The organism is Photorhabdus viridis (assembly GCF_040256935.1).
GTDB lineage: Bacteria > Pseudomonadota > Gammaproteobacteria > Enterobacterales > Enterobacteriaceae > Photorhabdus > Photorhabdus viridis.
Window position 1 is genome coordinate 1 of sequence record NZ_JBEJZY010000394.1, and the last position, 265, is coordinate 265.

1 protein-coding gene is annotated in these 265 nt (G+C 56.6%); it reads left to right on the forward strand.

The annotated features are described in order from the left end of the window. On the forward strand, positions 1 to 265 hold a 265-nt coding region (locus tag ABR397_RS23885; protein ID WP_350307856.1), incomplete at both ends, for a hypothetical protein.

Sequence of the window (265 nt, forward strand, 5' to 3'; positions counted from 1 at the left end):
GCGCTGAATTATGCCTCGGCGCTGTTTGATGCCGCGACCATGGCGCGACAGGTAGGATATCTGCACGCGGTGCTGCAAGCGATGGTCGGGCAGGCTCAACAGCCGGTTGGGACGATTGATATCCTGGCGCCGGCGGAGCGCCGGTTGTTGCTGAAAACCTGGAATGCCACGGAAATCGCCTATCCTGAGCAATTGTGCATTCATCAGTTGTTTGAACAGCAGGTGGCGAAAACGCCTGACGCGATAGCATTAGTCTATGAAGAGC